24 protein-coding genes, 1 tRNA gene and 2 rRNA genes are annotated in these 26,649 nt (G+C 35.0%); 11 read left to right on the top strand and 16 right to left on the bottom strand.

Features of this window, described 5'->3' with window-relative positions; genetic code table 11:
- Positions 1-179: 179 nt before the first annotated feature.
- The gene (locus LQ203_RS24700) at positions 180-377 is read right to left on the bottom strand and encodes an IDEAL domain-containing protein (protein ID WP_230159626.1); all 198 of its coding nucleotides are present in this window, start codon (positions 375-377) and stop codon (positions 180-182) included.
- An 83-nt stretch (positions 378-460) separates the two neighbouring features.
- Between LQ203_RS24700 and LQ203_RS27755 the strand changes: the two genes are divergently transcribed.
- Entirely contained in the window at positions 461-559 is a 99-nt protein-coding gene (locus LQ203_RS27755) for a helix-turn-helix domain-containing protein (RefSeq protein ID WP_356715408.1), read from the top strand.
- A 342-nt stretch (positions 560-901) separates the two neighbouring features.
- A complete protein-coding gene (locus tag LQ203_RS24695; protein WP_230162284.1) occupies positions 902-1,573 on the top strand; it encodes a hypothetical protein in 672 nt (223 codons plus the stop codon).
- Between the two features lie 150 nt (positions 1,574-1,723).
- Here the strand turns inward: LQ203_RS24695 and LQ203_RS24690 are convergent, their stop codons facing one another.
- Together LQ203_RS24690 and LQ203_RS24685 are read right to left on the bottom strand one after the other, a co-directional pair.
- On the bottom strand, positions 1,724-3,259 hold the full coding sequence (locus tag LQ203_RS24690; protein WP_230162283.1) for a zinc-ribbon domain-containing protein: 1,536 nt from the start codon (positions 3,257-3,259) through the stop codon (positions 1,724-1,726).
- 593 nt (positions 3,260-3,852) lie between these two features.
- Positions 3,853-4,707 (bottom strand): hypothetical protein, encoded by an 855-nt coding sequence (locus tag LQ203_RS24685; protein WP_230162281.1) that lies wholly within the window; start codon positions 4,705-4,707, stop codon positions 3,853-3,855.
- A gap of 440 nt (positions 4,708-5,147) precedes the next feature.
- On the opposite strand from LQ203_RS24685, the gene LQ203_RS24680 reads away from it, so the two are divergent.
- From LQ203_RS24680 to LQ203_RS24665, 4 genes are all read left to right on the top strand, one after another.
- Positions 5,148-7,142, top strand: coding sequence for a hypothetical protein (locus tag LQ203_RS24680; protein WP_230162279.1), 1,995 nt, complete (start codon positions 5,148-5,150; stop codon positions 7,140-7,142).
- Between the two features lie 271 nt (positions 7,143-7,413).
- A complete protein-coding gene (locus LQ203_RS24675; RefSeq protein ID WP_230162277.1) occupies positions 7,414-8,313 on the top strand; it encodes a hypothetical protein in 900 nt (299 codons plus the stop codon).
- A 178-nt stretch (positions 8,314-8,491) separates the two neighbouring features.
- On the top strand, positions 8,492-8,989 hold the full coding sequence (locus LQ203_RS24670; RefSeq protein ID WP_230162276.1) for a hypothetical protein: 498 nt from the start codon (positions 8,492-8,494) through the stop codon (positions 8,987-8,989).
- Positions 8,990-9,058: 69 nt separating this feature from the next.
- Entirely contained in the window at positions 9,059-10,252 is a 1,194-nt protein-coding gene (locus LQ203_RS24665; RefSeq protein ID WP_230162273.1) for a hypothetical protein, read from the top strand.
- Between the two features lie 987 nt (positions 10,253-11,239).
- Here LQ203_RS24665 and LQ203_RS24660 read toward each other — a convergent pair.
- Positions 11,240-13,678 carry a DUF927 domain-containing protein gene (locus LQ203_RS24660; protein WP_230162271.1) on the bottom strand — a complete coding sequence of 813 codons (2,439 nt, stop codon included), beginning with the start codon at positions 13,676-13,678 and terminating at the stop codon, positions 11,240-11,242.
- Positions 13,679-13,831: 153 nt separating this feature from the next.
- Positions 13,832-14,134: a helix-turn-helix domain-containing protein gene (locus LQ203_RS24655; RefSeq protein ID WP_214774319.1), complete on the bottom strand. Its 303-nt coding sequence runs from the start codon at positions 14,132-14,134 to the stop codon at positions 13,832-13,834.
- Between the two features lie 162 nt (positions 14,135-14,296).
- Here LQ203_RS24655 and LQ203_RS24650 point away from each other — a divergent pair, with 162 nt between their 5' ends.
- Complete coding sequence (locus LQ203_RS24650; protein WP_230162269.1) at positions 14,297-15,235, top strand: helix-turn-helix transcriptional regulator; 939 nt, start codon at positions 14,297-14,299, stop codon at positions 15,233-15,235.
- Positions 15,236-15,251: 16 nt separating this feature from the next.
- Entirely contained in the window at positions 15,252-16,418 is a 1,167-nt protein-coding gene (locus tag LQ203_RS24645) for a site-specific integrase (protein WP_230162267.1), read from the top strand.
- Between the two features lie 90 nt (positions 16,419-16,508).
- Here the strand turns inward: LQ203_RS24645 and groL are convergent, their stop codons facing one another.
- Both groL and groES read right to left on the bottom strand, forming a co-directional pair.
- Complete coding sequence (gene groL, locus LQ203_RS24640; protein WP_063235581.1) at positions 16,509-18,146, bottom strand: chaperonin GroEL; 1,638 nt, start codon at positions 18,144-18,146, stop codon at positions 16,509-16,511.
- Positions 18,147-18,205: 59 nt separating this feature from the next.
- Complete coding sequence (gene groES, locus LQ203_RS24635; protein ID WP_053348954.1) at positions 18,206-18,490, bottom strand: co-chaperone GroES; 285 nt, start codon at positions 18,488-18,490, stop codon at positions 18,206-18,208.
- A gap of 325 nt (positions 18,491-18,815) precedes the next feature.
- Here groES and LQ203_RS24630 point away from each other — a divergent pair, with 325 nt between their 5' ends.
- Entirely contained in the window at positions 18,816-19,541 is a 726-nt protein-coding gene (locus LQ203_RS24630) for a CPBP family intramembrane glutamic endopeptidase (RefSeq protein ID WP_230162265.1), read from the top strand.
- Positions 19,538-19,750, top strand: coding sequence for a YdiK family protein (locus LQ203_RS24625; protein ID WP_230162263.1), 213 nt, complete (start codon positions 19,538-19,540; stop codon positions 19,748-19,750). The genes LQ203_RS24630 and LQ203_RS24625 overlap by 4 nt, the downstream gene beginning before the upstream one ends.
- Positions 19,751-19,783: 33 nt before the next feature.
- Here LQ203_RS24625 and LQ203_RS24620 read toward each other — a convergent pair whose 3' ends face one another.
- Together LQ203_RS24620 and moaC are read right to left on the bottom strand one after the other, a co-directional pair.
- On the bottom strand, positions 19,784-20,446 hold the full coding sequence (locus tag LQ203_RS24620; protein ID WP_230162262.1) for a redox-sensing transcriptional repressor Rex: 663 nt from the start codon (positions 20,444-20,446) through the stop codon (positions 19,784-19,786).
- A gap of 44 nt (positions 20,447-20,490) precedes the next feature.
- Positions 20,491-20,997: a cyclic pyranopterin monophosphate synthase MoaC gene (gene moaC, locus LQ203_RS24615; RefSeq protein ID WP_230162260.1), complete on the bottom strand. Its 507-nt coding sequence runs from the start codon at positions 20,995-20,997 to the stop codon at positions 20,491-20,493.
- 132 nt (positions 20,998-21,129) lie between these two features.
- Between moaC and LQ203_RS24610 the strand changes: the two genes are divergently transcribed.
- On the top strand, positions 21,130-23,049 hold the full coding sequence (locus LQ203_RS24610) for an ABC-F family ATP-binding cassette domain-containing protein (protein ID WP_230162258.1): 1,920 nt from the start codon (positions 21,130-21,132) through the stop codon (positions 23,047-23,049).
- Between the two features lie 269 nt (positions 23,050-23,318).
- On the opposite strand, the gene tsaD is transcribed toward LQ203_RS24610, so the two are convergent.
- The 7 genes from tsaD to LQ203_RS24575 all read right to left on the bottom strand — a co-directional run.
- The gene (gene tsaD / locus LQ203_RS24605) at positions 23,319-24,332 is read right to left on the bottom strand and encodes a tRNA (adenosine(37)-N6)-threonylcarbamoyltransferase complex transferase subunit TsaD (RefSeq protein WP_230162256.1); all 1,014 of its coding nucleotides are present in this window, start codon (positions 24,330-24,332) and stop codon (positions 23,319-23,321) included.
- Positions 24,329-24,781, bottom strand: coding sequence for a ribosomal protein S18-alanine N-acetyltransferase (gene rimI / locus LQ203_RS24600; RefSeq protein WP_230162254.1), 453 nt, complete (start codon positions 24,779-24,781; stop codon positions 24,329-24,331). Before rimI ends, tsaD begins: the two co-directional genes overlap by 4 nt.
- 22 nt (positions 24,782-24,803) lie before the next feature.
- Positions 24,804-25,496, bottom strand: a complete 693-nt coding sequence (gene tsaB / locus LQ203_RS24595) for a tRNA (adenosine(37)-N6)-threonylcarbamoyltransferase complex dimerization subunit type 1 TsaB (RefSeq protein WP_230162252.1) — start codon at positions 25,494-25,496, stop codon at positions 24,804-24,806.
- Positions 25,496-25,948 (bottom strand): tRNA (adenosine(37)-N6)-threonylcarbamoyltransferase complex ATPase subunit type 1 TsaE, encoded by a 453-nt coding sequence (gene tsaE, locus LQ203_RS24590; RefSeq protein ID WP_230162250.1) that lies wholly within the window; start codon positions 25,946-25,948, stop codon positions 25,496-25,498. The genes tsaB and tsaE overlap by 1 nt, the downstream gene beginning before the upstream one ends.
- A gap of 201 nt (positions 25,949-26,149) precedes the next feature.
- Positions 26,150-26,223 (bottom strand) — tRNA-Met (locus LQ203_RS24585).
- 66 nt (positions 26,224-26,289) lie between these two features.
- Positions 26,290-26,405, bottom strand: a 5S ribosomal RNA gene (gene rrf, locus LQ203_RS24580).
- 117 nt (positions 26,406-26,522) lie between these two features.
- Positions 26,523-26,649: ribosomal RNA gene (locus LQ203_RS24575) — 23S ribosomal RNA — on the bottom strand; the annotation flags it as partial.

Genomic DNA, 26,649 nt, shown 5'->3' with positions numbered 1-26,649 from the left:
GTTATTTAATTTTAAACTATAAGATAAAAAATAAGTCGAGAATTTAAAATTTAAAATCAGGTGTAACTAGAATGACTATAAAAATTAAATAAACGCCAATCCCTTATAGATATAAGATTGGCGTTTTGGCGTACTTCTTAAAGTTACAAATATGTTAAGTTCATTTTATAAACAACATTTTAAGAAATGTTTTTCAATTCCTCTGTTAATCGTAGGAATTCTACTTTGTTTTTATCCTGTAATGACTGGTCAATCTCTTTTCGGATTTGCTCTTTTCGGAAATTAAGAAGGGCTTTGTTTATCACCATTTCAGCAAATTCAGAATCCTTGACGTTTATTTCAGGTTGTGGTGGTGTATTAGCCAAATTCTTTTCCATAGGAAACCAACTCCTTGACCTTTTTTCTATTATAACAAAAGTTTTCAGACTATTAAAATAATTAGCCAAGTAATTCCAATGAAATAATCCGTTTGCTCAATGAAAATGAATCAGTGAAAAACATAATTAAAAAAACAGGTGTAACAAGAATGACTATCTATAATATAAGAAAGAAAATATGAATTTTGTGTAATTGTACTATTGTGTAATTGTGTTAGAGTTACAAAGTACATATAAAAGCAGCCTACATCCTTATTATTATCAAGACCTAAATTAAAAAAGATTTATAAATTAAAGGTCATAACATATTATATATGCCTAATATGTTATGACCTTTGTTATGCAACTAACGCACCCATTACTTTAGGTATCTATATTTTCAAAAAATATTTTATTAAAAAAGGATACACTCCAAATCTGATTTTATATGTAGTTACCAATTTCATTTAGTAAATTTATAACTTATGACATATTTTGTTGTATACGAAAAAAAAGTAGTATTATTTAGACATGGGGGGTTTTCAATGAAGGAAAAATTTAAAAACATATTTTTAAAATCCGGCAAAGTGATGAATGGGTTACTGAGCTCAAAAGCGGTAAATATATGGGCTATAATGTTTATTTTATTAATATGCATCTTATACTTTTTTAATAGAGTTAGTGATGTGCTAAATACCATAATTTTAGGATTATTAATGATTACAATGTTTTATCCATTTGTTGTTTATAATCTAAGGGCTTATTTGAGTGAGCGACCAAAATTTATTCTAAAATTTATTCGTCAAGAAACAGAAAACCCTGCACAACTATTTGATATATTTAGTCATAGGTCTTTTCTATATGGAATAATAATTTATTCATTTTTTTTCTCGCTTTATATTGGAATGATTATTTATGCAATTGGTATTATATTTAATTATAATTTTGATTTAAGTTGGTGGTGTTATAATTTATTCTTCTTAACGTCCGCCTTATTTTCAATAGTTTATTTCATGTATCATATTTCAGTAAAGGATATTTCGACAAAAAAAATTAAAGTAAGAATAAGATTTTATTTAGCAATTATTGCTACCATAACAGCGAGCTTATTTGGATTATCTTTAAAAGAAATATTATTTCCTCTAATTACTTATCTAGGAATTGCATTAGCATGGTTATCCTTTTTTGTAGAGAAAATAGAGAGTGAACAAGAATAATTAAGGGTCGAGTAGTAGCAATAATTGGGGCAAGTAAAGTACATCATGTTACAAACACTTTTAAAATTTGCAATTGGAATTGGTCAAAGGAATTATTAGAGGTGTAAACACTTTCGGTGTCAACTAATATAAAAAAGGATACAGGTTTGCTCAACTGTATCCTTTCCTTCTTCTACAAACCTGATCGTTAGCACAAGAAGCGATTGTTAGCTTATATTTAAGATTGTTCTCATAACAATTCGGACATCCACTACGATTACAATTTCTATTGTATATTCGTGCCTCCCATTCGTGACTGCACTTTTTACATAACCACCAAACTTTAGAATGAGAGTTTGCAAAGAAAGCTTGCGGACCTTTTTCATTTTTAGTTGGGTGCCACTCCTTAACTAGTTCTGAATTTACAGCAGCTAAATTATTATCCGAATGCAACCTTCTATTCCCACAGTCAGGACAGTTGTTGCCTCCTTGTGTTCTACTTGCAATTGTAGCAGACCATTGATGCCCATGAATACAAATCCAATTTACTTTTTCATGGCTTGCAACTTTAAAATTTTCTGGTTTTAAATCCCCATTCTTATGGTAATCCCATTCTTTTAAAAGTATGGGTCTAACATTGGCTAATGAATTTTCATATTCCCAACGATCCATTAAATCTAAAATCGACACATTATCTCTTTTAATATTTATATCAGGACTTTGTTGAACATGATCAGTAAATATCTTTTCAAGACACGTTTGAAATGATTTCATTGAATGATTTTTAAGATCATAAAAAAATGTATTTGGATTTGGTGATTTATATGTAGGGCATTCCGGTTCTCGAATTCTAATGAGCTTTGTATATGGCATTTTTTCTAACAACGCAATGTCTTTTTTTATATCACGCTTATAATCCTTATGATATAGACCTCCGTCATACTCTATAACTAAATTAATCGAAGAAATGTAAATATCCAAAACCATACGTGTGCCTAAAAGTGATGTTTCCATTTCAACATCATCAAAATGCTTTTTAAAATAATAAAAGAGTGCATATGATTGTTTGGACACTTTCTTCGTTGTATTACACCTTGGACACCCTGTTCCACCACTTGTCCGATGTTTTGGAGTTGTTTTCCACTCATGTCCCTTCTTACATCTCCATAAAACCTTGTAAGATGAGCCAGGTGAGACATCTTTTGCAGTCTTACTTTTATAATCAATACATTCAACCCATTCATATGCAATATGCGGATAGAGGTTAGCTAGACTGTTTGTTTCATTCACCCTTAAACCTCGACAGAATGGGCACCCACTACTCCCTCTTTTTCTAGTCATTTGTTTAATTGACATATCAAAGGAATGACCTTTTTCACAAATCCACCAAATTACAATTTTAGATCCAGCAAGTACCTTATCTGGAGTTAATGAACTATTTCTCTCTTTGTCCCACATGGCTACTAGATCTGGTCTTTTTCCTAATAATGAACGTTCAAAACACACTTCTGAACCTTTGCAATATGGGCATCCTGTTCCATTAGATCTAGATGCTAATTTAGCCTTATAACTATGTCCTTTTTTGCATTTCCACCATACATACTGTCTTCCTTTTGGAGGAACATCACTAGGCTTTAAATCACCGTTTAATTCATAGTCCCATTCATTGGCCAATTCTGGATATTCACTTGCTAGACTTTTCTTCATTTATAACACTCCCCCAAAAAACACAGCTTCTTAATTTATTCATATCCTAAATTTACAATAATTAGACAATAGGAGTGTGTTCTTACTGTAGCTGTGAAAGGAAGCTTAATCAACTTAATACTAATGACCTTGATAAACAAACAAAAAGAAAGAGCCATTTTTGAAAAAAGATTAATCAAAACGGACTCTTTATTAAAAACATATATTTTTAATTTATAGCTTGACTAAGAAGAAAATATTTTCTGGAAATCCATTAGCCTTTTTCTACCTGTTAAAGCCAAAACGCCTTCTGCGCGAGTTCGTCATATTCCAGAATGTCAAATCATCATACAAAATCAAGAAGTGGCATAATTAATAATTATGGGGATGACAAAGCTTTTTTTGCTCCTATTAATATAGAGAAACAGACAATTATTGCACGATTTCGAATTCTTGATATTAAATCCAACGAAAAAGAAAAATTAGAATTATATCCCGTTAAAAATAGAAAGATAAAAACTTTCAAAATATGACCAAAAAATACCTTAGAAAAAAACAAATAAGTATAAATATATTTGCAAAAGGAAAACTCACTAACAAAATTAGTTTTGCTTTTAGATTTCTTCAACTTCATATATCAGTACTATTCTTCTAATCACATCTTTTAAGTCTTGTATTACTTCTTGGGATTTTAATATTATTTCTTCTCTTAACTCATCTTTTCTTAACTTTTGTGTATCAGTATTATATATATTAAAAAAATCATAGTTAAGAGCCATGTACTCAGCAGGCGACATACCTAATTCCTTCTTTAATAAAGGCAAGGGATGGTTAACACCATTAATAGATACATTTAAGGTAGAATTGAATATGTTTACTAAATCCCCATAAATGGGTTCGGAAATATCATCAACACGTACTTCATAATCGTACATTCCTTCAGTGTTTAGAAGATTAACTATTAATTTATCAAAATTCCCCCTTTGAATTAATTCAACAGGTATAGTTAAATGCTCGTCTTCCCATTCGTTCCCCGCCTTGTCCGAATGATAACTAACACCATCAATTACACTTCCATACAATTCTTCATATCCATTTTTAAATATCTCTACGATTTTATCATTGGCAATTGAAACTAATTTAATCCTATTAAACTGTTCTATTTGTGAATATAAATAATTACACTTTTCTTGTAATTCTGTCGACATTCCATATTTATATTCATTTGTAACGACCTCAACCAAAATTGGAGTTTTTTTATTTATTAAGACATTCAATTCAAAGTTACCCATTGGCTCGAGTTCATCGAGTAATGGCTGATATATATTGTTTTTCCTTTCAATCGCCACTGCCGATTGCTTTTTCCCTCTAAAAAAGCCAAAAACACCACCACCTACTGCTCCAATAATAAGCACAACACTTCCAGATAAAACATCAGTAAGAGCTGTATTCCATTCAACTATGCTCATTATTTATTCACCTCTTTTCCGTAACTATTAAATCTAATTTAGAATACTAGATGCTTTATAAATTAATATCTAACTTTAACTTTAACTTTAAATTTATATTCTATGTAATTTCTATTCATCAAACTTTTTGTTTATTAATATTAAAGGCATACACTGGATGGATTGGGTCCTAAACATTGGCATGAATATCCAAATATAATCACATCGTGACTCTTATTTCAAATTCACACCAACAGAATCTATTAGAATTCTGGAGCTGTAATTGATCTTGATAAATAATTCTTTTTTCATGAATCAGCTTTTAGCGTGGGGAACGGCCATTGTAATAATTAATGATAATGTAGAATGTGGAAAATTTGATAATTAATTCATTAAAATAATTATATAATATATAATTATCATATTATATAATTCCATAAAAAAATAAATGGGAGGAACTTATGGAACCGCTATCTACAATTGCTGGTGTTGCTGCTTTGAAAACACTTGCTTCCGAATCAACTAAACATTTATCTGGTGTATTGAGTAAAAAAATTCAAAAGGTGTATAGATCCAAAAAAAGCAGTTTTAATTCTTTTGAGGAATTAGCTAGGAAATTTAAAGTATACCTTGAAAAGAGTTTTGAGCAATATAGTACTATACCAACAATTGCTCTAAAAGATAGGCGAGTATTTTTAAATGATATATATCAACCTATTTCCATTCAACAAAAAGATATGAAAGACTCTGAGAAGGTTCTTTTATTTGAGTATAATAATGATTTCTTTTCAGACCACCCCAAATTATTAATTATAGATAGTGCAGGTATGGGGAAGTCTACGTTTTCAAAATTCTTATTTTTATCTTCTATCGAGAAAAAGATTCAAATTCCTGTTTTTATAGAATTAAGGAGATTAAGAAGTGATCATAGTATTTTGGATGAATTATATCTAAAATTAGAATATAAATCTTCAAATTTTAGTAAAGAACACATTATGGATTTAATAGAAGATGGCGGCTTTCTTTTCTTCTTAGACGGTTATGATGAAATTCCAATAAAAGAAAGAGAGTGTGTGTCATCGGTTTTAAAAAATTTTATAAGCGATGGGGGAAATAATCGTTTTATTATTACTTCTAGACCTCATCATGGTTTAAATTTCTCTGATTTTGAAAAGTATGAAATTTTGGGTTTAGAGGAGAAGGAAGCATTCGAATTAATTAGTTTGTATGATAAAGTTGCAGGTTATAAGCTTTATAATGATTTAACAGGAGCAATTAAACAAGCAGCAAACAAATATAATGAATTTTTAGAAAACCCTTTGTACGTCTCATTATTGTACCTTACCTACAGAGATAAGAGGGAACTACCTTTATCCCAGGGTTCATTTTATCGACAAGTATATGATGCACTATACTCTGATCATGATTTAACTAAAGAGGATGGTTATAAAAGGAACAAGGTCAGTGGATTATCTAGAGATGAATTAGACTCCTTGCTTCAACATTTTGCATTTCATTGCTTAGAAAATGGAAATAATGATTTTGAATTAGATAAACTTTTACTTATATTAAAAGAAATTATAAAAGACAGTTTCTTTACCGAAAATATTGAACCTTCTGATGTACTTATAGATTTAACAGAAAATGTACCTATGCTTATCAAGGAAGGAGTAAGTTACAAGTGGATTCATAAATCTTTTATGGAGTACTTTTCTTCGAAATTTATATCTACAGATCTGGATAAAATAGCTTTTTTTGAAGACTTAAATAATAATCAGCAAGAATACCTTAGTGACTTTTCTAATCTGTTGAAAATATATATAGATATAGATAAGGCAACTTTTGATGATGTTTTTATTCGTCCTTTTCTTAAAGATTTTATTGCTTATATCGACTCTGAGGAAAATTTAGATTTAAAAATAATAAAGCAAAATATTTTTGAAAGAGAAATGCTTATTACTAAGCCAGGAAAATTAATCATTCCTAATAATACCAACTTAGAAGAATATATAATAAAGCAATATGGAGAAAACATAAAAAATGATATCCAAACCTTTGAAATACGAATAAGTATACTGAGTAAAGAAGATGCCTGCTTTTCATTGGTAAGTAGTGGTAATAGCAAATATGATATGATGAACTTATTCGATATTTTAAGGGATAAAAATTACCCATTGTTAAATGGGCCACAAGAGAAACGGCAACTTTTATCAGAAAGGGCAAAAGAAATATTTATGAAACTTAGTGTTATCAATAAAGAGTTCATATATTTAGAAAATGAATTATTATTTGATGAAAAAAAAGTTCAGCCCGAAATTATTGTTGAAATATTAAATCATTTGAATATAACTAGATTGGATTATGATAAAGCAAAAAACTATTTACACAAACTTGATAGAAAAAAAAGTAGGACGATTATGAAATTTATAAGTAAAAAAGGGAAGAAACCTGATTGATATTCTCTATTGCCCCAATTCCAGAGGAACACCCAAACAAACTACAGCACCTATTAATGGATGAGGTATTAAGAATTGAACAAAGGCACTCGTAATACTAAGTGCCTGCTCTTCTGTTACCGGATATCAGAAGAACAACTACAAGCTTACTTCGATGATAACGAAGAAAAACCGAAATAACATATTTCTAGCTTACTAATGAAGTAGGCTTTTTTTATATTACACATATTGTGTAATTGTATAAATTATAAAACAGAATGGGAGAGAACTAATGTCTAATGTGTCTAATTATATTGATGTGCAGAAGATTTTGAGCGATTTGGTGGGTAAACAAGTACAAACAATTCTGATGGCTCGAAAACAGCCAAACATGAAGTTGAAAATACCAGAAATAGTTCGAATAACGCAAAACATTATAAATGACGTAAATCTTCCATTAGGTATAGGTATTGATCCAGGAATTAATGAAATTCTTCAAGGTCTTATTAACAGGAACTTAACTAAAACAATAACTGTAAAAGGATTATTTAATGATATTACCGTTGATGATTTGAGTGTATTTGATGAAATTTTTGATGATTTTAAGCTTGATTCTGAACCTGATTACCAAGAGGGCAGTTCCTCAGATTCAGTAGATATGACCAGAAAAGAATTAGGAGTTGAAATGACTCAAGCAATTCAAGATGCACAATTGGATGTCAGTAAAGATATGGGGCCTAAAGAAAGAATCAAATCTTTTTTTAATTCAGTCTTTAATAGCATGGGACAAGATGTGGCTAAAGGTATTATGTGGACTTTAATATTCACCTGTATAGCTTTAATTCACGCTATTGCATCGAATAATCATGATTTTGAAGTTGGTAAGCTAGTAACTGAAAAAATTAGTGAAAATGATACAGTGACAATGGTAAAAAAAGCATTTGTTAAAAATCCTGAAATCAAAAAACCGAAAGTAAACTTGGGATTTTTACGTACAGAATCAAAATTAAGAACACGGCCTAGCAATAAATCTCATCTAGTTTCGAAAGAGCCTATTTCAAAAAATACGGTAATATTCCCAGTCGAAAAAAAAGGGAACTGGATATTAGTAGAGGTTGATACAAAGGATGACTTATATATTGGATGGGTTGAAGAATCTAAAGTTATCAAGTTTAAGTTAGAAGGTAAGTAACGTGCTTATTTGGTTGAAAATAATTTGATGTGAGGAAGTCTGGGGTGAATGAACTGTGGTAAGGCTAAAAAAAAGCATTATGAAGAATTGGATAATATATTCAATCCTATTGTTTCTCTTTTTTATGTGGTTTCCAATCATTTTTTATTTTACATTTATGACTTGGGAATTTCCGAATTTGTATATGGAAGATAATCCTTGGATAGGGTTCATCGGGGGATATTTCGGAGCAATATTCGGAGGGATAGTGAGTGGATTATTTACGTTCTTGGGTATTCGTTACACTATAAAAAACAATGAAAAAGAAAAATTTTTAGATACATATGACGATAAAAAATTGATAGTAGACGAGGTTATAAAAGAACTAAATAAGAACTTCGTAAACCCTCAACATTTGCCGACTGAAGAAAAAATAGAATTTCTTATTGTTTCATTACCGGCTTTAAATGGATTAGTTAATATAATAAAAAATGAGATTGGGGGGAATATTGCTCGAAAAGTATCATTCCTTTTAGGGATGCACGAAACAATCACATTGAAAAATAAAGCTAATTTAAAACATACTTCAAGAGAAGAAATAGCAGATACACATTTTGATTACATTTTGACAATGTATAAGGATTTAAGTGAATACGGTGAAAAATTAGATGATGAATATTCAAAATATAAAGGATAGAGCGCGAGGTTTAGCTCTGAAAAACGGTCTACGGCTATTAATAATTTAATCATTGAAAGGATCTAAAAGATGGAATTTAACTTTTTAGAACATCAAGAAAAAAGAAATTTAATACCTCTAGAACTACCTAGTAAAAAAGATTATTATTTTGATTTGTCTCAGCTTGAAAATAGCTTTGTGAGTAGGTTTGATGTTTTTCAAATAGCTAATACTTTTTTTATGGAATCGGTGCAATTAATTACAAATGCTATATCATTATTTGAGAAAGGATATTTTGATAGCGCTTATTACTCTTTAAGACAATCACTTGAAACTGCACTTACAATGGTCTATTTATCGGATCTTGAAGGAGATAAAAGAGAAAAAGAACTCCTGAAATGGAAGGAAAAGAGTAGATTTCCGATGTATAAGGCTATGATTGAATTATTAGAAAAGCAAATAGCAATTTTTTCGGATGTAAAAGAAAAAATGACCGATTTTTTTGATGAAATGGAACGAACTAAGAAACACCTCAATAAATATGTTCATAAGCAAGGATTTAATACTTTTTATGTTTCTAGAAACCATTTTTTAAATAAAGAAAGAAATCAAACTCCTATCATTGAAGAGTTTGAGTTTTTCTTAGAACGATGTATCAGTGCAATAACAGTATTCAGACTGTGTATTGATCCTCTTCCTGTATTATTAATGGATGAAGAAATCTATTCACGAACAGAAGTATTTATGACAGATGCTTTTTCAATTGAATATATTGAAAAATACGTTGGCATCAATAACATAGAGAAATATAAACAAACAAATATTTATAAAGGTGCTTATGACTATTTTATAAAATTCGAAAAAAGACTACCTGCGGTATTAGATGTTACGAAAAATAGATATATTGATAAACGAAAAATAGATGGAATTTTATCACAGACCCATATACTAAGAAATATAGAGATACAAGCAGTTGTAATAGCCATGATGTCGGAAAAGGTCACAAGGATTATGCTTTCCGACTTCACTATTGAGTTTTTTTTCACAAATACGGAGTCAGTTAGGAAAGGTATGGGCTTATCTTCGGAGAAACATTTGGAGTTGCGAAATCGGAATATGACTGTATTAAACTTTCCTATAGACAATGCGTTTATAAGTTCTATAAATGTAGGAGGGGATAATTTCTTCATAGAGCATAATCAAGAATTTGATTTTGAAGAATTTGAGGGATTTCAAACCAAGGCGCGAAGTAGATTTAATGAGATTGTAGCTCAGAAAATATAAGCGACGTGGTTATGGAAACATGATGGTTAGTATCCACGAAACGGAACTTAATGGATTCAATTGTTATCATAATGTTGTTAAAGGTCGCGATTGTGGAACAACATAGGTAGAAAAGATCAAACTTTTTAATAAAAACCAAACTTTAATCTGCTAAAAAAGAATCCATTTTGTTTAATCTTTTTTCAAAATGGATTCTTTTTATTAATCGTAAAATTGGGGATTGAGAGGTATTTATTTCAAAGCTACACGAGGAACTACCCGCAACGAGGTCTTTACGATTTGTAGAGGCTTCTTTTTTGCACGAAGACGGTAAGTAGATCGACATATAAGGTAGGATACGTCCGAAAATGATAGGTCGTGCGACATACATAGTAGGATGCGCGGGAATACACCTACATGGTTCATTTATATTCAAGAGGTTAGTTTATATTATTAAAAAGAATTCACTTATTGAAGTAACGCTACCTGTTACTTTAACAAGAAACTCTTAACGATCGTTTTTTTAATTACTCTTTAAGTAGCAACCTACCTAACAATTTGCTACTCACATACCTACTCGCGGAACTCCCCATCAAGAAAAAAAGTAAAGGGAGTTCCTAATAATTTTATTCTTGAAGCCGTTTTTCTGAAATACTATATTCCTATTGGTCGTCGTGTTTGAAAAAACTCCTTATTATTGGATATGAAATTACTTGCAGTTACAAAAAAGCAGACTGTAATTCACTACTTTGTATTCATTTAAAACACTGATAGACCAACGCTATTTTTGCTATATTTTAGATAAAATTACAAAAATACAAGAAAAAAAGAAACGGTAATATATTATAATTTAGCAGCACTAATAATAACAAAAATCTATATAAATATATAATAACACTTGTAATTTTTGTATTCTTGTATTTATATCTTAAAAAGGCTACTTTATCAACGTTTTAAGGGTTACAAAAGAATACAAATTATGTATCCTCATGTAACCCTTTTTGTAATTCAAAACTTTCTTGTGCTGAAGTCAAATCCCAACTTTTTGATAATATCTTTATTGATTAATATTCCTTTATGAGCCCTACCTCTTTTATTAATAGTTGTGTAATCGACATCCAAGTCCTTATTTTTAAAAGTGACAGTAACATTTCTTTTCAACCAGGCAGATCGAATTTGTTTTGCATTTACTCCTAAACTCTCTTTAATGTAAGCAGGAGTTAAATATAATTCCCCATTGTGATATAGAGCACTAATAGTTTGTGTAGGTTCATATTCTACATATAATCTGTTACGATTTGAATCAATCTCTTCAAGTAACTGTTCCAGCTCTAATAAAGGCCTATCAACCGCCTTGTTCTCATTTGATATATTGTAGAAAAGTGCCTCAAGAGCTTTTAAATCCACATCTAATCCTTCACGATTAAAAAGGTCATTTAGCACCTTTCCAGTAAACACTATAAAAGAGTAATGAAGAGAAATTCTTCTCGCAACATCATTCTTAACTGATTTTTCCAAATATATTTTTCTGTACTCTTCAAATTCCCGCGAATAAATATTTCGTTTATCCTTCCAACGATTTAAGAACTCAATTCCAATCGCACCATGATTGTCGGTAAATGAGGTGTAAAGTTTTCCCGAAAAGCTTTCGTCCTCACCTTCGAACGAGAAATCAGTAATAGGAATTACTCTTGCTGCTACACCTTGAGCTTCTGCATAGGCCAAGATTTCATTTTCACCGGATGTTAACATAATCGATTTCCATGATGCGGTGTGTTGGCTGCCTGTGATACTTCCCCTTAGCTTTCCTATGTTATTCACAAATTGATAGATCATCGTTTGAATCATTTTGGTGTCGTTTACTCCATTTGAATCATCAAGTATCTGAGGATAAGAATTCAGGAATGCGGATCTTCTTTCAACCGCCACTTTGGTTACGTTAAAAGATCCAATATACTCTTTAGGGTTCCCCCACACTGATGAACAGAGTAGAAGCAAACCACTTTTGCCACTACTGGATTCTCCTGATACATCAACAACTATGGGCTTCATATCAAACTCATGTAAAATAACCGAAGCAAAAGATGCTAGTAAAGGGAAAACAGCCTTTGGATGATCCTTCACTAAGTTAAAAACATTTTTAATCCAACTTTCAACAGTTCCTTTTACTCGAAAGGACTCTAGTATTTGTTGTTCCCCCCCATCGCTCGGAACTATATGTATGTCTTTAGTTGAAATTGGATGTATGAAGTTTCCCTTTACATCCCCCAGCCGATTTACCATTTCGACTGTCGGTATTTCGTTTATTCCTATGAACAAATCAAAGTATTCAATTAGGTGTTTAGAGTTTGAATCATTGCAACTTAACCCTTTATCTGCAAGTGCCAATAATTCACGCCTTGAGGCTAACATACCCGCAGGAACAGTTTCCTTATAGTCCTTTCCTTTGTTACGCCAACTAATTTCATAATATATCTCGCTTTTTTCAATATGTTCCAAGTATTTAGTTATGAATGGAACATTCCTGCTCACAAAGACTTCAATTTCTTGAAATTCTCCGTAGACCTTTTTCACTTCTATTCTATAAAGTGAATCATGCTTAATTCGATATGGCTCAGGTATGACAAATCCCGATACTTTATCAAAGTCATTGTTGCTTGATTCTGATTGTACCAACTGCTTTTTTCTTGTAGTAGACTCTAGTTTTCCAATGCTAGCAATAGAGGCCTTTACATCATTTATAGTGTAGCTAGCGTCTTTATCAATACAGAAATACTGATAGATTAATAGCATGCTTTTCTCAACTTGCTCCATCGGTACTCCCGTTGATTTCAACCTTCTTCCAAAATCATAGAGTGATTGATTACGTGATCCATTTTGCATAGGAATTGAAAACTCATAACCTTTTGTCTTTTCAGCATTCCAAACTGGTCTTAAGAACCAAGGCAGTTCATTGGGGTGATCCGTTATTTGGGATATGAACCTACCTTCTGTGTTATAAGTCGGAAACACTATTAAACTATTAGTTGTGCCAACCCGAGTGTCTACTACAATCCCTATGGACGAAAAGAAATGACTAATCATTTTCACTTGAACGTTCTCATTAGAAGTTGCCTTAAAAATAAATTGAAAGCCCCTTGGTGTTTTGATTAGATGATGATGGACTTTTTCTCCTCTGAGCAACTCTACAAGATAAGAAGCATGCTCTAGAATATCTACATCGATTACAATAAAGCCTCTTGGGATTAATGCTCCAATCCAACCACCCTTTGATAGATGTTTTTGTATTCCTTCTTCAGTTAAACTTTCTTTATTTTTATATGACTCAAACGGTCTTTTAGCTGCACTATAGTTGGTATTCCCATTTAAATAACCTAGACATTTAATAATTTTCGCTCCTGGGAGAACTTTTTCTACACTTTGAGTGACTGATTTCCGATTAGCCATAGCACTCCCCCCTTTTATTTTTGCATTTGCTTATTCCTTAATTCGAATATAAAATAAGAGTGTAATGTTTTTTTGATGCCTATTAACTCACGCCTATGAGTTAGTGGGTTTTTTTGTGGTCTTTCTTCCATCACAAACACAACCATCCACAAATTATAGCTTCCGTTTATACTTCAAAATATCACCGCCATTGTTACGGACTTCAAGATAATATTTTTCCATAAACTCTTGTACTTCTTTTCTATTAAACAGCCATTTTGAACCTAATCGTACTTTGGGAAATTTCTCATCATATAAAAGATGCGATACGATTGTATTCCATGACATGTTCAAATAAGTTGCCAATTGCTTTGAGTCCATGAAAAACACTTCCATCTCAATCTCCTGTAAATGCTCTTCTACTTTCTGAAGGTAAAGTTCTTTCAATAGTTCCTGATCAATCTCAAAGTTAATCATTTCTTTTCCCCCTGTCCATTTTGATTACAATCGAAACTAATATGGTTGCAATTGTTTACAACCACAGTGTAAATCATTACCATAAACTTTGCAACCACTTTAACAAAATCGTTCACAATTGTGTTATTATAATGAAAACAGACGTGGAAGTAGGTGTGAAAAATGAAAAAGGTTAGTGCCTTTGGAGAGGAAATAAAGCGTATTAGAAAATCGAGAGGCTTGTCTATAAGGGTTTTAAGTGAGAAATCTGGAGTTTCTCATTCTTATATCTCTCAAATTGAAAATGGAAACAGAGATACACCACAACCAGAATTAATCAAAAAAATAGCAACCGGATTAGGTGTAGACTACTTCGCATTAATGAGAATTGCCGGTTTCATGACACCAGATCGAAAAGAGTCAGATGACATTTCAGAGCTTTTGATTACTTTACCCATTGAATATAAAAAACAATTTATTGTTGAGAAGAAAGAAAATATTCCATGTCCTGATGATAACGAACCTTATATTAATAAGGCGACCCTTAGATCCGATATAAAGAGATTTCAATCTAAACTTGAGTACATGGTTCATGACAAATTTATATTTCTCCTTGCGTTACATGGTACAGCAGGTGACTTTTTAAAAATATTGAGATTGCATAAGAATAAAGACATCACCGAAATGGCTAAACATTTAAATACAGATAGTAAGACATATAAGTCACTTGAAGAAAACCTCAAAAGTAATTCAGCACTTCTAAAAGAATATGGAGAAAAGCTCGGAGAAATATTAGGTGTTGGAAATTTTGAAGACTGGCTAGAATTAGTAGCTTCAGCATTGATAAAAATTTTGCCTGTATCAACAATCGTCGGTGCTCACACAAAAAGTGATCTCGAAATAATAGAAATCAGTGTACCATCTGTCTATCAAAAAACAGATGAGAATGGAATCGGCTATTATATTACCTATACCGAGGAAGAATTAAAAAGAAATTTATTTAACCTTGATAATATACTCAACCAAGAAGTACACGATGTTTTATATAAAGATAAAGTGTTATCAGAATCTGAAATAGAAAAAGTAAAGACGATGCTGAAATTGTTATTGGAAGATGACTAATTAAAGGAGGCACATAATGGCTTACTTCCGTAAACGGGGGGATAAGTGGAGTTACACCGTCAACCTAGGCATAGACACTATTACAAAAAAACGAAAACAGATTACAAAATCAGGATTTTCTTCAAAAACAGCCGCTAAAGATGCAGCTAAAGAAATGGAATTCAAAATTTCTAGAGGAGAATTTGTACAAGATTCTAATATGAACTTTCATACGTTAGCAGAAAAGTGGCTTGAAAGTTATTCAACACAAGCTAAAGTAAGTAGTGTACGTGCTAGAACGAAAGAATCTAACGTATTACTTAAACAGTGGACAAACACACCAATAAAAAGTATTAGTAAGTCTGTTTATAGAGAATATTTAAATGAGCTGAGCAAAATGTATTCACAGAACTATATGGATGGGATACATACAACAGGCAGAATGATCTTCAAATTTGCCGTTGAGTCTGAATGGTTACAACAGAACCCGACAGAAAACTATAGCCTTCCTAAACAACAAGCTACTATTGAAGAAGTTGAAAAGGAGAATCTCAGAAAGAAATTCCTAGAAAAAAACGAACTTATAGGATTCTTATCCCTTGCTCGTACTGAAGGACTTAGTAATGATTATACGCTGTTTTCGCTATTAGCCTATTCAGGCATTCGGATAGGTGAATCGTTAGCTCTCAAGTGGCCTGATATCAATTTTAGGAGTGGATCTATAAGAATTTCCAAGACTTTATATAATCCCACGAACAACAAGGTGAATTACACATTGCTTACACCAAAAACAAAAGGATCTATACGTACGATTAAAATGGACAATCAGGTCATGAAGTTGCTAAAAAAGCATCTACTACAGCAAAATAAAATGAAAATTCAAAACAGGCATCATTATATGGATGAAAACTTTGTCTTCACTTCACCAGAGGGATATCCATTGGTGCAAAAACTGCCTGCAATACGATTACAACGTCTTCTTAAGAAGTTACCGCATATCAACAAGGAAATAACGTTGCATTCATTCAGGCATACGCATACATCCTTACTGATCGAAGCAGGGGTGGGGTTGAAAGAAATTCAACAACGATTAGGACATACAGATATTCAAACAACGATGAATATCTATGCTCATATGACTGACAACATGGAAGAAAAGGCCTCCCATCAGTTCAGTAAACTGATGGAAGACCTTCAACTTTAAAAGATATTTACATGTTAGGTGAGCAAATAGGTGAGCATTTTTTTCTAAATACTCTTTAAACCCCTATATTTCAAGGGATTTAAAACCCTATTACATCATGCCGCCCATTCCGCCCATGCCGCCCATGTCAGGCATGCCCATGCCGCCAGCGCCTGCCGGTTCTGGTTTGTCAGCAACAACTGCTTCTGTTGTTAAGAACATGGCAGCAACTGAACCAGCGTTTTGTAGAGCTGAACGAGTTACTTTAGTCGGATCGACGATACCTGATGCGATCATGTTAACCCATTCGCCAGTAGCTGCATTGAAGCCAGTACCAACAGCTTCGCCTTTAAGGCGCTCTACGATTACAGAGCCTTCAAGTCCAGCGTTGTGAGCGATTTGACGTACAGGCTCTTCGATGGCACGAAGAACGATTTTCACGCCTGTTGCTACGTCGCCTTCCGCTTGAATTTCTGCAATTTTATTGTATACGTTAAGAAGTGCTGTACCACCACCGGCTACGATACCTTCTTCAACGGCAGCACGAGTGGAGTTCAATGCATCTTCAATACGAAGTTTACGTTCTTTTAATTCTGTTTCAGTAGCTGCACCAACTTTGATTACCGCTACACCACCAGCTAATTTAGCAAGGCGTTCTTGTAATTTTTCGCGGTCGAATTCAGAAGTAGTTTCTTCTAATTGAACACGGATTTGGTTTACACGAGCTTGAATTTGAGCTGTATTTCCAGCACCTTCAACGATCGTTGTATTTTCTTTTGTAACAACCACTTTAGACGCACGACCTAAAGAATCGATTGTTGCAGATTTAAGATCAAGTCCGATTTCTTCAGTGATCACTTCGCCGCCTGTAAGAGCTGCGATGTCTTCAAGCATTGCTTTACGACGGTCACCGAATCCTGGAGCTTTAACCGCAACTGCATTGAATGTTCCACGAAGTTTGTTCACAACAAGCGTTGCAAGCGCTTCGCCTTCTACATCTTCAGCAATCAATAATAGCGGTTTCCCTTGTTGAACAACTTGCTCAAGTACAGGAAGGATTTCTTGGATATTCGTGATTTTTTTATCTGTGATTAAGATATATGGATTTTCTAAGACAGCTTCCATTTTATCTGAATCTGTAACCATGTATGGAGAGGCATATCCACGATCGAACTGCATACCTTCTACAACATCCAATTCAGTTGTGAAACCTTTAGACTCTTCGATTGTAATGACGCCGTCGTTACCAACGCGCTCCATTGCTTCTGCAATCAGTTGTCCCACTTCTTCATCAGCTGAAGAGATGGCAGCAACTTGTGCAATCGATTCTTTGTTTTCGACTGGTTGGGAAATGGCTTTCAATTCTGCAATGGCAGTATTGACCGCTTTCTCGATTCCTTTACGGATTCCCATTGGGTTAGCACCAGCTGTTACGTTTTTAAGACCTTCACGGATCATCGCTTGTGCTAGAACCGTTGCAGTAGTTGTACCGTCACCAGCTACATCGTTTGTTTTGCTTGCTACTTCAGCAACCAATTTCGCACCCATGTTTTCGAATGCATCTTCCAATTCGATTTCTTTAGCGATTGTTACACCGTCATTCGTGATAAGCGGTGAACCGAATTTTTTCTCAAGAACCACGTTACGACCTTTTGGTCCAAGCGTTACTTTAACTGCATCTGCAAGTGCGTCCACACCACGAAGCATCGAGCGGCGGGCTTCTTCACTAAATTTAATTTCTTTAGCCATTTATAAGTACCTCCCTAAAATTTTAATAAATTTTTCGTTCAGTTAAGTATGATGTATAATTAGCCGATTACAGCTAGAATGTCGCTTTCACGTAAAATTAAGTATTCAGTATCTTCGTATTTAACTTCAGTACCTGCATATTTTGAGAAGATAATTAGATCGCCTTGGGCAACCTCTAAAGCAACACGTTCGCCATTTTCAAGAACACGGCCAGTGCCAACTGCCACTACCTTACCTTCTTGTGGCTTTTCTTTTGCAGTATCAGGAAGAACAATACCGCTTGCAGTTTTTTCTTCAGATTGAACTAGTTCAATAATAACGCGATCACCTAATGGTTTTAACAAGTGAAACAACCTCCTCATATTCTCTTGATATTTGTTTCATGATTATTAGCACTCTTCATCATCGAGTGCTAACACATTTATAATATTAAATAAACCGAGCCTTTTTTGCAAGTATCTTATCGAAAATTTTTTATTAATTTCTGATAAATTACGGGTATACTACTTTAGCATAATGATTAGTAACTGAAATGTTTTCTAAGGCGTACCTTTAAGTGGTGTTCTGTCCTAATATTTGATACCATTTTGGAGTATGCGCTTATAGATTGTCCCCATGTCAGGAACGTTATATGTCAAATGGGTGACTTAATAAAAGGAGTTTTCATTTTTGAAAAAAGAATATTGGTTCGTCATCATCACCTACATTGCCATGCAATTATCCAGTATTGTTGGGGTACCCCTTTTCATGCTGATCGGATCATCAACCGGAATGCCTGCTGATGAACTTGAAGTGAAGTCTGCCGCATACTGGATTGTATTCAGTTTTCTTGTTGCTCTATCATTGATTCTTTTATTAATGAGAAAAGATATGAGGGAAAAGATAAATACAAAAGACCCAGCCTCGATTCCCGTGTCCATATTTTGGGCAATAGCAGGTATTTTCTTGGCTCTTTTCTCGCAAACCATTGCTGGGAGCATTGAACAAATGCTTGGGGTGGAGTCTGAATCGGAAAATACACAGCAGCTCATTTCACTCATTTACAAAGTCCCCTTGGTCATTTTCGTCACTTCAGTAATAGGACCAATATTGGAAGAAATCATTTTTCGAAAAATCATTTTCGGATCACTTCATAAACGCTTTAACTTCTTTATTTCAGCTTTACTCAGCTCAGTTATATTCGGCTTGGCGCATGGTGAATTTGAACATCTTCTTTTATATACGGCAATGGGCTTTACCTTTGCTTTCCTTTATAAGCACACGGGACGCATTCTCGTGTCCATATGCGCACATGTTGCGATGAATACGCTTGTTATCGTCTTTCAAGTGGTCTATCGTGAAGATATTGAGAAGATGTTAGATACTGCACAGGCCTTCATCGGAGGTTTATTATGAAACGTCAATCACCATTATTCATGGGAATCATCTATGCTGGCTTAGGTGCTCTTTTTACAGCGATCGCGATTCAATCCGTCAGTTCATCAGGATGGGGAATCTTTGCCTATATACTTATCCTTATTGCGACTCTTGATTTTGGATCGGGATTACGGATGATCATGCTGCACTTTAAGATTAAAGCCGCACAAAAAAATAAGAAAAAATAAGAAAAACGCTGCGAAGTTGCAGCGTTTTTCTTTTTATTCCTCCAATGCAGCTTCTTCCACTACAGGATAATGCTTCAAAAAGTAGATGAGAGACTGAAGCTCCACCGCCAGGTCAATGTGGTGAACCCTAATCGATGGGGGTACCGTCAGCCTCGCGGGAGTGAAATTCAATATTCCTTTTATATCGGCTTTGACTAAACGATCGGTTATCGTCTGGGCTACTTGTGCAGGTACTGTCAAAATAGCCGCAGTAATATTATTTTCCTGCAATAGTGTATCAATTTGATCCATATGATAAATTGGCACATCTGCTATTATCTTGCCGACCTTATCTTCAGAAACCTCAAATGCCATTTCAATCTTTGTATTATTATTTTTCATAAAATTGTAATTTAAAAAAGCAGTCCCTAAATTTCCTACACCGATTAAAGCGACTTTTGTCAGTTCATCTTGATCTAGTGTTTTTCTAAAGAAGGATAATAAATAATTGACATTATAGCCGTAGCCTTTTTTTCCAAGCGCGCCGAAGTAGGAAAAATCACGGCGAATCGTAGCAGAATCCACTTTTACAGCTTCGCTTAGCTCTGCAGAGGAAACTCTTTGTTTGCCTGAGGAATGTAAGTTCTTTAAAAATCGATAATACAAGGGCAACCTTTTGGCCGTTGCCTGCGGTATCTTTGGGTCATGGTTCATCATTCTTCCCCGCCTTCACACATGCTTTTCAACTTAATCTCTAATCTCTAATCTCTATCTGTTCGATTTACTTGTCTTTTATAATCGCTACTAGACACTCCACCTGTTTTCTCCACTAAGAATGTAGGCCCGATTACCATTCCTTTATCAATGGCCTTACACATGTCATAAATAGTCAAAGCAGTTACGGATGCAGCTGTTAACGCTTCCATTTCCACACCTGTACTTCCTTTTGTCTTAGCTTCCGTTTCAATCCTAAGCCTATATCCTTGATCTTCTTTTTCCCAATCAAAGGCTATATTGACCCCTTGCAGAGGAATGGGATGGCACATCGGAATTATATTGGATGTATTTTTGCTGGCCATGATTCCTGCAACCTGTGCAACAGCCAATACATCACCTTTTTTGATTTTTTGGTTGGTGACCAATTCATATATTTCTTCATTCAATAAAATGCTCGATTGAGCTATTGCGGTCCGGGATGTTTCAGGCTTCGCACTCACATCAACCATTTTGGCCCTGCCTTGTTCATTAAAATGCGTCAAGTCTCCCATTTAAGTAACCCCTCCTAAATCATACACTATTATTCCACTTTATGTAACAGCTTGTTTTTAGCCCGGAACCAAGCTGTTGCCGATAATAACTATAATACGTTACACTAACAATAATCAATTGAGGTGAAATCTATGATTTTATTACAAATCAATCAACTATCGAAATATTATGGTGCTGAACTTATTTTATCAAATATGAAGCTCGAAGTTCAAAATAAAGATCGAATTGCACTTGTTGGCCGAAATGGCGCTGGTAAATCGACTCTGCTAAAAATCATAGCCGGGCAGATTTCCCATGATGGTGGTGAAATCATCAAGCCAAAAGGCGTCACCATCGGCTATATGGCTCAGGATACGGGATTGGAATCCGAGCTGACCATTTGGGATGAGATGCTGACGGTATTCAAGGATCTTATGGAGCAAGAAAAGGAACTGCGGCGCCTTGAGGCTGATATGGCCAGACCTGACATCTTTGAAAATGAAGCAATTTATCAAAAAGTATTAAATGAATATGACACTTTGATGGTCGCCTTCAAAGAGAAGGGCGGTTATCAATATGAAGCGGATATCCGTTCGGTATTGCATGGACTCCAGTTTGCCGACTTTGACTATTCTACCCTAATTTCCACTTTAAGCGGTGGGCAAAAAACAAGACTTGCTTTAGGGAAGCTGCTTTTAAGGAAACCTGATATATTGATTCTGGATGAGCCAACGAACCATTTGGATATCGAAACCCTCTCTTGGCTTGAACAATATTTACAGAGTTACCAAGGAGCTGTTCTTATTGTTTCCCATGACCGCTATTTTCTAGATAAAGTTGTAAACCAGGTATATGAAATTTCCCGGAATAACATGAAGAAATACTATGGTAATTATAGTTCTTACCTAGAGGGAAAAGCGGAAGATTATGAGCGGGACATGAAGCTGTTCGAGAAACAACAAGGGGAAATCGAAAAGCTTCGTGACTTTGTCCAACGTAATATCACAAGAGCTTCCACTACGAAAAGAGCGCAAAGCAGACGCAAACAGCTCGAAAAGATGGATGTATTGGACAAGCCGCAAGGTGATGAAAAATCCGCTAATTTTTCATTCCAGATTGAAAGGCAAAGCGGAAACGAAGTACTTCATCTTCAGGACTTGGCAATAGGTTACGAAGGAGAAACGGTATCAAAAAATATAAATTCCCGCATGACAAAGGGCGAAAGCATTGCTCTTGTTGGCCCGAATGGTGTCGGGAAATCAACGTTATTGAAAACAATCATCTCTAAGCTGCCGGCACGTTCTGGAAGTTTCCGATTTGGAACGAATGTTGAAGTCAGCTACTATGATCAGGAACAAGCAAACCTGGTTTCCAATAAACGCGTACTCAATGAATTATGGGATGAATATCCCCTGAAGCCTGAAAAGGATATACGCACGGTACTCGGTAATTTCCTTTTTAGTGGGGACGATGTTTTGAAGACCGTCTCCACACTAAGCGGCGGCGAAAAGGCCCGGCTTGCCCTGGCCAAAATGATGATGGAAAAAGGGAATTTTTTAATTCTGGATGAGCCAACGAACCATTTAGATCTCGACAGTAAATTGGTGCTGGAAAACGCATTGATTGATTATCCGGGAACTATTCTATTCGTCTCACATGACCGTTATTTCATAAATCGGATAGCAACGAAAGTGATCGAGCTCTCCAAAGACGGCAACAAAGAATTCCTCGGTGATTATGACTACTATGTAGAGAAAAAACAGGAGCAAGCGGAAATCAAAGCACTTGAACAGGAGAATAAAGCAAAAACATTAGATGTAGCCGCAGAAAAAACAAATTACAAAATCGATAAAGAAGCAAAAAAAGCTGAACGTCAGCGAAAACGGCGCATTGAGGAAATCGAGGCAGCCATGGAGTTGCTTGAAACCGAAATAAACGAATACAATGAACTCCTTTGTGATCCAAATGTCTTCCAAGACCATGAAAAAGTAATGGAAGTCCAAACAAATCTTGATAAAGCACAGAAAACACTAGACCAGCTTCTCGAAGAATGGGCCGAATTGGAAGAATGACAATGGACCGAGTCAAATGACTCGGTCTTTTCTTTTCTGTTTCTTCAAAGTTATCCACATACTTATTAACAAAACACTTACCGTGCACAAGCCGATAATTTGAGTTATTCACATTATCCACAGAAACATATCCACTTATCCACAAAAACACGTGTTTATACACATGCAGTTTGTTTATCAAAAATAATTATCCACAGAATATTCTATTTTTTTATACACAGGATAAAAAAGACAGGATGCCGAATTTAGGCATCCTGTCTTCACGTGCATTAAAATGCTTCTATATCCAATCCTGGGTTTCCGTTCAAATCCAATCCAGAGCGCTTTCCTTTTTCGAACATGACACTGCCAGCAGCACCAATCATGGCTGCATTGTCCGTACAAAGGTAGAGGGGCGGAATGGATATGTCCATAGGCATAACCTTAAAAGCTTCCGTTAACGCTTCCCTCAGGCCTTTATTTGCCGCAACTCCTCCGGCAAGCAATACTTGTTTCACATTATATTCCTTCGCAGCCTTCACCGTTTTCGTTACAAGTACTTCTATAACACTTGCTTGGAAACTAGCCGCTAAATCTTTAGGTTCAATTATTTCCCCACGCTGTTCTGCATTATGCAAAGTGTTGATTACAGCTGATTTCAATCCGCTGAAAGAAAAGTCATAGCTATCATCCAACCAAGCCCGAGGCAGTTTCAATGAAGGTGAGCCCTCTTGTGCAAGCCTATCGATATGAGGGCCTCCGGGATACGGGAGCCCCAAAGTTCGAGCCACTTTATCATATGCCTCTCCTGCTGCATCATCCCGCGTCTCCCCTATCACCTTGAAACAACCTGGTTCTTCTAAAAGCACCAATTCGGTATGGCCTCCCGAAACGACTAAAGAGAGGGCAGGATATTGGATTTCCTGAATAAGTCTATTTGCGTATATATGGCCCGCTATATGATGCGTACCGACAATTGGGATTCCATGTGCAAAAGCTACGGCCTTTGCCGCATTCACTCCTATTAATAGTGCCCCTACAAGACCAGGTCCTTCTGTAACGGCAATAGCATCTAAATTTTCATATGTCACACCTGCCTGAAGAAGTGCTTCTTCAAGAACAATTGTAATTTGCTCTACATGGTGGCGGGAAGCTATTTCAGGGACGACACCGCCAAAACGTTTATGGCTTTCAATTTGTGAAGCCACGACATTGCTCAATATCTCTGTTCCATTTTTTATAACAGCTGCTGCCGTTTCGTCACAGCTCGTTTCGATTCCTAATATAAGTTGATCTGTTTTCATAAAAAATTCACCCACATAACATAAGCATCTTCTTGATTATCTGTATAATAATTTTTACGGATTCCACCCTTTTGAAAACCTAGTTTTTCATAAAGTGAAATGGCTACTGCATTACTGACACGAACTTCAAGCGTCATCCTTACCACCCCCATGGAAATGGAGATTTCAATCATCTTCCGAAGCAATGCTTCCCCAAGCTTTTGCCCTCGATATTCAGGTAAAATCGCAATGTTGGTAATGTGTGATTCATCAATGACGATCCACGCACCGCAATAACCGGCAATTTTCCCTTCATCCTCAATCACCATATATACGGCATATTGATTGTGATTCAATTCATTAAAAAAAGCTTCCCGGCTCCAAGGTAAAGTGAAGGACTGTTTTTCCACGTGTAGCACTTGGTCGATATCTTCCGTTTCCATTTTTCGGAACGTCAATGTTTTACTCATAATAATCGGTCGCTTTCCTTTTTTATTTCCCCTGCTGTTCGAGCCACTTAGCTTCCGCTTCAGCCATGCGAATATAGTTTGGTACAAACTGGTGAATATCCTCTTCAGTCTTGTTAAGACCAATAAAGGCCAGTTCGCTTGGTCTCGAGTTAAAGGACTGTATAGGAGCAAATACGGCTAAATCGCCTAACGCTTCCGTAATTGCATCCCGATGGATGTCCACATCTTGACCAATAAATAAAACAGGACGATTTAATTCTTTCAATCGAATCGCCCACTCAGAGGATAGAATATTACAATCTTCCATGATTGTTTCTAACAGATCATTTTCCATTTCATATAATCCAGTATAAATCTGCCCTCTTCTTGCATCGAACAAGGGAGATATCAAACCATTAAAATAACGACCATTTGCTGCTAAAACTTCTAAACTAGAAACACCTGATAAAGGAATCTGGAGTGTCCAGGCCAAAGTTTTTGCAATCGTCACACCAATCCTCACCCCTGTATAAGAGCCTGGGCCCCGAGCTACCACTATCTTGGTCAAATCCTTCGGATTAGTATCACAATCCCTTAGCAGCGTCTCAATAGCTGGCATTACCCGCACTGAATGATTTTTCTTTAGGTTGGTCGTATATTCGCCAATTACTTGACTTCCATTTACCAGTGCTATCCCTAATGTAAAGTTCGATGTATCTATAGCTAAAACCTTCATCAAATAATCTCCTTACATAACGTTTCATATCGTTCGCCTTTGGCTTCCAAGACAATGCGCCGGCTTATATCACTAAGACGATAAATATAAATGGTTAAGATTTCACTAGGGAGGTAATCCTTAATTAAATGAGCCCATTCAACGACGGTTACACCGTCACCATCAAAGTATTCATCAAAGCCTAAATCTTCTTCGGATTCACTTACCCGATATACATCCATGTGATATAAAGGCAATCGACCCTTGTATTCCTTTATTATCGTAAAAGTTGGGCTATTTACTGTTCTAGAAACGCCTAATCCTTTAGCCAGCCCTTTTGTGAATGCCGTTTTCCCTGCACCAAGATCACCTTCTAAAGCCAGTACATCACCACTCGAAAGCATTAGTGCCAACTTCTGCGCAAACTGTGCTGTTTCTTCCTCATTGTGAGAAATCAATTCAAATTGTTGCATATATTAATCACCTTTATCATTATTAGCAAAACGTCATATCGTACATGACGAAAACTATAAACTCAATATTAAAATGGAGCAAAAACTTCTATATATGTAGTTTACCTTGTTTCAAAAGAAGACACAAATAAGTTAGGGACATAATTATTTGAATTTCAGATAAAACAAAAAAACGAAACCTAGGTTTCGTTTTTTTCATGATTGCGGGGACAGGATTTGAACCTGCGACCTTCGGGTTATGAGCCCGACGAGCTACCGGACTGCTCCACCCCGCGACGGTATAAATGTTACTTTTATAAATTAAGTATTCCCTTTTTTTCAAAAAGGATACAAAGATTATAGCTTGGCGGCGTCCTACTCTCACAGGGGGAAACCCCCAACTACCATTGGCGCTGAAGAGCTTAACTGCCGTGTTCGGAATGGGAACGGGTGTGACCTCTTCGCTATCGCCACCAAACATTTAACCTTTTTCAGTACATTCATAATCATAACATGTATGAGATGAGAATGCAAGAAGAAATTTTCATTCCTTCAAAACTAGATAATAAGAAGGTATTTCATTTTTCAAAAAGCGTTGGTTAAGTCCTCGATCTATTAGTATCAGTCAGCTCCACATGTCGCCACGCTTCCACCTCTGACCTATCAACCTGATCATCTTTCAGGGATCTTACTAGCTTGCGCCATGGGAAATCTCATCTTGA

Origin of the sequence: Peribacillus sp. Bi96, from assembly GCF_918698115.1 — a bacterium.
Taxonomy (GTDB): domain Bacteria; phylum Bacillota; class Bacilli; order Bacillales; family DSM-1321; genus Peribacillus.
This window is presented reverse-complemented; position numbering and strand designations above follow the sequence as displayed.